The 6,000-nt window shown below is 31.3% G+C and carries 5 protein-coding genes; all 5 read right to left on the bottom strand.

All coding sequences use genetic code 11. The features are described 5' to 3' along the window. Nucleotides 1–660 (bottom strand): S-layer homology domain-containing protein (locus tag AC3WTI_RS20975; RefSeq protein ID WP_492304391.1); only part of this gene is annotated, 660 nt, incomplete at its 3' end. Between the two features lie 229 nt (nucleotides 661–889). After that, nucleotides 890–1,285, bottom strand: a complete 396-nt coding sequence (locus tag AC3WTI_RS20970) for a DUF4320 family protein (RefSeq protein WP_097841301.1) — start codon at nucleotides 1,283–1,285, stop codon at nucleotides 890–892. Nucleotides 1,286–1,309: 24 nt separating this feature from the next. Then, nucleotides 1,310–1,759, bottom strand: coding sequence for a hypothetical protein (locus AC3WTI_RS20965; protein WP_097841300.1), 450 nt, complete (start codon nucleotides 1,757–1,759; stop codon nucleotides 1,310–1,312). Between the two features lie 16 nt (nucleotides 1,760–1,775). Beyond that, nucleotides 1,776–3,272, bottom strand: coding sequence for a hypothetical protein (locus AC3WTI_RS20960; RefSeq protein WP_097841299.1), 1,497 nt, complete (start codon nucleotides 3,270–3,272; stop codon nucleotides 1,776–1,778). Nucleotides 3,273–3,291: 19 nt separating this feature from the next. Beyond that, nucleotides 3,292–4,245, bottom strand: a complete 954-nt coding sequence (locus AC3WTI_RS20955) for a hypothetical protein (protein WP_097841298.1) — start codon at nucleotides 4,243–4,245, stop codon at nucleotides 3,292–3,294. Between the last annotated feature and the right edge of the window lie 1,755 nt (nucleotides 4,246–6,000).

The raw sequence follows: 6,000 nt of genomic DNA, 5'->3' as shown, positions 1-6,000 counted from the left end.
CTTCACTTCTGGCTTAGCCTCTTTTTCTACTACATTAATAGAGTTATATAAGAACTGACTATATTGTTCACGAGTTACATGCATTTGAGGTGAATATTTATTACTTCCTGTACCAGCTGTAACACCATTTTCTTCTAATGCATTAATTGCATTATATGCCCAAGAGTTTTTATCAATGTCTGTGAATATTGTTTTTGTTTTAGTTGCTTTAAATTTAAAAGCATTTGTAAGTACCTGCGCCATTTGTTCACGAGTTAGAATGTCATCTGGACCAAATTTCCCCTCGCCATAACCAGCAACAAGCCCCTCTTTAGCAAGTGCTAAGATTTCTTTTTCAAACATATGTCCTTTAATATCTGTAAATGGATTTTTAAAGCTAGCATCTGCATCTATTGGTTTTACATATGCATATATCATACGAGCGACTTGTCCACGAGTTACATTGTCACCAAAACCAAAAACATTATTTCCGTATCCTGATACTACTTTACGGTTTGCTAGATCATAGATAGCTTTTGTAGACCAATGATTTGCTGGAACATCATTGAACTTTAATGAATCTGTGTTATCAGCCGCTTTTGCTGTAAATGCTCCTGCTCCTAATAGTGATGTACCCATAATTGTTAGTACTGTTGCTGTTTTTAAAAATTTATTTGCCATTGTTTGTTCCTCCAAATATATTAGTTTTTTCATAGATTCTTTTATTGTACCGAATTTAAACGTAAAATCTAGATAATTTAACATATAAATTAATTAATTTTTATAACTGTTGTTTTCATGAGTAATATTTTTATAAAAAAAGACTTGTAATGCATTTTATATATTTCTGGCAAAAAACTATACTAAAAAGCATAGTTTTTAAGTATGAACCTTAGAATTTTTACTTCCACTACTTAAAATAAACTTGTCCCAATCCTTCCTTACCCGCCCATATCGGAGCTTTTACACCCTCTACCCCAATTAGCTTAAATATGAAGAAATGGTGTTCTGCTTTCACTTTGAAAGAAAGGGATTGATTATGATCAATCCGTCCCTTTGTATACTCATACTTCCAGCCATCCATCTTTTCTTCTTTCATTCTTTTCTCTATCCCAGGGACTAAATCAACCCTTTTCCCATTGTAATCATATTGAAATCCACCCTTATTCTCTGCGATTTCTACCATATCAGCAGCAAAGTTATGTGCCTTCACCAACTGTATTCCATACAAAACGCCTTCGGGTAAAAGACTAATTAATAATAAAGAAAGGGAAAGGAATAGAGCCGTAGTTACTGTATTTTGCATTCTTAATGCACCTACTCTTTTTCTTTATTTTACGTTTCCACCTAATTGTTTTTCTTTTGCATTCGCATCGTAGATAATAATACTTCTTGCTATACTCTTTATCGTTTCTTTTTTCTCATTAAATTGCTTAAAATAACTAGCAGCTTCTGCATCACCTTGGACAGCAATCATTGCTGGTTTCTCTTGTACAGCATGGACAATGAAGTTACGTTTTGATGCCGGATCTTTAAAATCCGCATTACTGTTATACGCCTTTTCAAACTCTTGTTTCGCTTTTTCTGGATCAATAGCTAGTTCTTCTTCTGCACGAAGAGTACCTACTTTTACAGACTTAGCCAATGCTATCTCTCCGCCCCTTTCTAAAGAAGATTTATTATCAGTATGTGTTGTATCTCCAATCACCATATCAGTTACAAAGAATAGACACCCTACAAATAACAGCAGCATACTTGCTGCAACAATAAACTTTTGCACTCCTCTTCATCCTCCCTTAACTTTCAGACTTCCGAAATCGAAACCCACTTAAAATGGAACCTTTCTTTTGATTCAACAATTGATTTGGTAGCAGTAGCTCTGCTATTTCCTTCATTTTCCCCTCTAGCTCTTTATAATAGTTCCGATTAGATAGTAACGTACTGCTATTCAGTTGAGATTCAAATACATCCTCAACTGAATATGGTGGTAGAGCCGTTAATAACTTATCTCCAAAACATTCTTCTACTACTTCCTGCTTTAAAAGTGCTGGAGAAAATTTATTCCCAATGATTCTCGTTTTTTCTAAAGCTAAGTAAGAAACGATTTTTCTCTCTTTTTGTGTAAGAGGATGTGCTATCTTTAGCAATTGATGTAGCTCTGGTTCTGCTACAAAGAATATGTAATCTGCCATTTCACATATTTCATGGTATAAATATTTATCCCAATCGCTCCCTGCATCAATAATAGAAATAGGTGCTTCTTGGTTACTCAATAATACCTTAATAAAATGGTCGAAGTCCTGCTCAGTTTCATTTTTCAACTCTTGGTCTACAATAGGATTCTTTACGATATAGTTTATTCTTCCTTGCTTCCACTTTTGAATTGATAATATATCAGATTCCTTCTGTAACATCTCTTTATATCGCTGCAACATAAATTCACTACGATAGTTTTCTGGTGCTTCTGTATATCCCTTTAGTAACGGATACGTATATCCCTCATCATATAGATTCTCTATATAGTTCACATCTATCTGTAGTTCATTTAAATACGCAGCTAAAAGATGTGAAACAAAGGTAGCTCCACTTCTTGTACTCATACTGGCCACAACAATTGTTTTTCTTGGAATGGCAATACCAATTTGTGCCCCATATACCGGCTGAAAGGCCAATTTATACTGTTTTTTAACAATTGGTGCTTTTGGAGTTTTTTCCTGAATAGACTTACGTTTTTGTTTGTTTTTAAATAGTTTGGAATTAGAGGCAGATTCGTTGTTACTATCTTCCTCTAATTCCCTTGACACTTCTCCTTCTTCCTCATCAACAGGAACTTCAGGCAATTTCGTTTGTTTCGGCCCCTGACTTGCTCCTACAATCTCCACTACATTTTTAATATCCGATTCCTGCAGCAGCTGTGGGATGACTTTATTATCAATATCAATTTTACGAGAGTTAAAAATGTCATAGATACCTAGATAAATCAGTTTCGCCAAAAACTCATCTTCATTTTCACGCTCTGTAAATACCACTATACGAATATCCCGATTAAAGCGAATATCTCTTAGTTTCTGTAAGATAATCAATTCACGTTTCTCTTCATGTCCTGCATCAATATTTAATCGTTTGTCATTAATACATAGAATATTGGGCTGTTCCGTATCTAGAATTTCATCTAGGTACTTGATGTGCATCACATCACTATCAGCTACTTCAAATCCCACACTAATAAAATCCTCACGTAAATATGCCGTATATACAGTATCACTAATAGCTAAAACGATTTTTTTCCCCATAGTTAACCTCCTACAAACTCTAACGTTGGATTAAAATCATGTTTTCAATTGGAATTTGTGCCTGAAGATGAACCTTCCCAATAATCTCATTCAGAATATACTCCATTTCAACTTGGTCCATTGGACGTGGAGCCCCAAAATCAGAATTTAGTTTTACTCGTATTTCTAATCGATTTTGTATCTCATGTAAAGGTGTATCAAGATAAAGAATGCTGTAGTATAAAACACCATCTTCAATATTTTTTTGAATCATATCCTTTGTTTGATAAATAAATGTAACCTCAGCAACCTCAATAAAAGGATCATCAATTGTTACTTTACTATTCCAATTTAGATTCCAGATTTCACAATACTCTTCTGCATGCACAACAACTCCATTAATTGAAGGCGTAATAGCAAAAAGACGATCTATAGGAGCCTTGGTTAACGAGGTAATCTCACCTTTCTCTAATTCAAAACCTTTTTCCAATCGCTCATGTTCAAAAGCACATTCAGCACCAGCGAATGCGATTTCACAGAATACTTGTTCTAGTAATGGATGAATCCCCTCATATGTTCGTACGGCAAACACACAAAACTCCTGTGTTTCATCTGTGCGAATAATTTCGTATAATTCAAATTCAGATGCATTCGCTAAGGCAAAAGGAATATCTTTTATAAAGTTAGGATCAGTATATAAATTGTCTGGAATTTGTGTTTCAGGATGATGTATAAACTCTAGGCAAAGTTGATACCCTTTTAAAAACGCATTCTTAGCTGCTGCTGGGAATAAAGTTTCAAAACGTTTTACATTATTTTTAAATTTTTGTTCTTCAACTTCGTTATTAAATTCTCTTGCTTGTAAGATATTAGTTCTGTTACCTAACTGCAAAAAGTAATGATTAATCATTCGATTAATACTTTCCTCAAATGTTGTATTATCCTCACAATACTTTGTAAATCTCTTTTTACTCAGGTTTACAATTTCCTTCATAGCCTGGATTCTCCCTCTCAAATGTTATATATACAAAAAAAGACACACCAATGGCAGGTTATGTGCCTTCGGTGTGTCCGTTTAGCTAGAAATTAAATCTATTAATTTGTATATTAATCTTGAATAATTGTCATTCACACATAAGAATAAAGCTATAATTTTTAAAAGTCAATAGCTTTATTACATCCTTGTGCATATATATCTATTCCTCTTTCTCTATACTTACATGTATCTAAACTCAAAAATACAGTTAATTACACAAACTTCTATATTAATCAAACAAATTTTAGAATAATACCATGTACAGAAGATTATTTTCTTAAAATCTGCATTTATAATAAAAAAAACTCGTAATATTATTTACGACTAAATTTTTAAAACTGCTTAACATACAATCACCCTCATATTAATATTATGTAAACAATAAAAGCCCATTTTATTAATTACACTCACAGTCATATATAAACCGACATTAATATGTAAAGAAAAATCCAAGGAGAATTGTTAATTTCATATCAACATTTCAATAGAATAAGTATATATATTAGATATCATTAACATCTTATAAGATACAATTCTTAATAGAAAAATTATAAATAACCATCTGTTAATAGTTTTTCTACATTTAGATTTTTATCATCTTAATGTAGAAAAACTATTACATTTCAATAAATTCTTTTAACAGACCACTATATTCAAAAGATCACTCCAAGAAATCTGGAGCTTTCGTAAAAAACACTATAATCTTTATATATTATTCAACTTTCGAAACTCCATTATCTCTATTATTGATGTCATATGAACAAAAAAAAAAACACTCCGCACCCTAAACTCACATTGACATATCAACCGACATTGACATATCAATCAAAAAGCGAAAAGAAATGTTAATTTTATATCAACAGTTTTTATGCAATAAATACAAATACTCATTAATAATTAAAAAACGTTTTAAGGGTAATATTGTTGATAGCTATTAATCCTGTAATATAAACATTTAATAAATTAATTACTTATTAACTAAATATAAAACTTCTAATCAAATGCAAATCGCAATCTATTAATCTACTATCACATTAACATTTCATCCTTTTGATTAACATGAAGTTAACAATAGAATATTGTAAAGTATTTAAATTCAATTTTATGTTAATAATAGTGGTGTGCAGGTATTTGCAACAGATTCAACCAATAATTGTTTACATGTTAATTATACACACGAAATCAAGCAATTATACATTCAGATCCTTGTCACTTTCATTGAAACTAACTTTTACATGTCATTCAATTCTTTTAACGTATTACTTATTTAAATGATTACTTCAAGAGACCTGGAGCTTTTATACAAAATACCGGGATATTTATATACCATTTGAACTTTCAAAACTACATTATCCCTATTATTGATGTCATTTAAATAAGAAAATCCTCCTTTGAAATAATAACTCACATTTACATATCAACCGACATTGATATGTAACCACAAAACCCAGGATAAATGTCAATTTCATATCAACACCTTCGCTGCATTAAATATAAATATTTATAAAAAACTATAGGAAAACATCTTTTTTAATAAAAACATTGTTAATAGCTATTAATTCTATAACTTATATGAAACTATCGTATTAACATTTCATTATTTCAGTTAATATGAAATTGACAATAGAATGTAGTAAGATATTTTAATATCTACCTCATGTTAATGATAGTAGTGTAGATTTAAGGGATTATCCATTGGAATCCTCGATACTC

The sequence above is a fragment of the Bacillus sp. EB106-02-03-XG38 genome (genome assembly GCF_058792175.1).
Note: the sequence above shows the minus strand (reverse complement) of the source record. Positions and strands in the feature narration are given on the sequence as shown.

What these genes read in the sequence shown, in the direction of transcription:
- AC3WTI_RS20970 (WP_097841301.1), bottom strand. Translation starts at nt 1,285, where the DNA reads ATGCAAAATACAGTAACTACGGCTCTATTCCTTTCCCTTTCTTTATTA.
- AC3WTI_RS20960 (WP_097841299.1), bottom strand. Translation starts at nt 3,272, where the DNA reads ATGGGGAAAAAAATCGTTTTAGCTATTAGTGATACTGTATATACGGCA.
- AC3WTI_RS20955 (WP_097841298.1), bottom strand. Translation starts at nt 4,245, where the DNA reads ATGAAGGAAATTGTAAACCTGAGTAAAAAGAGATTTACAAAGTATTGT.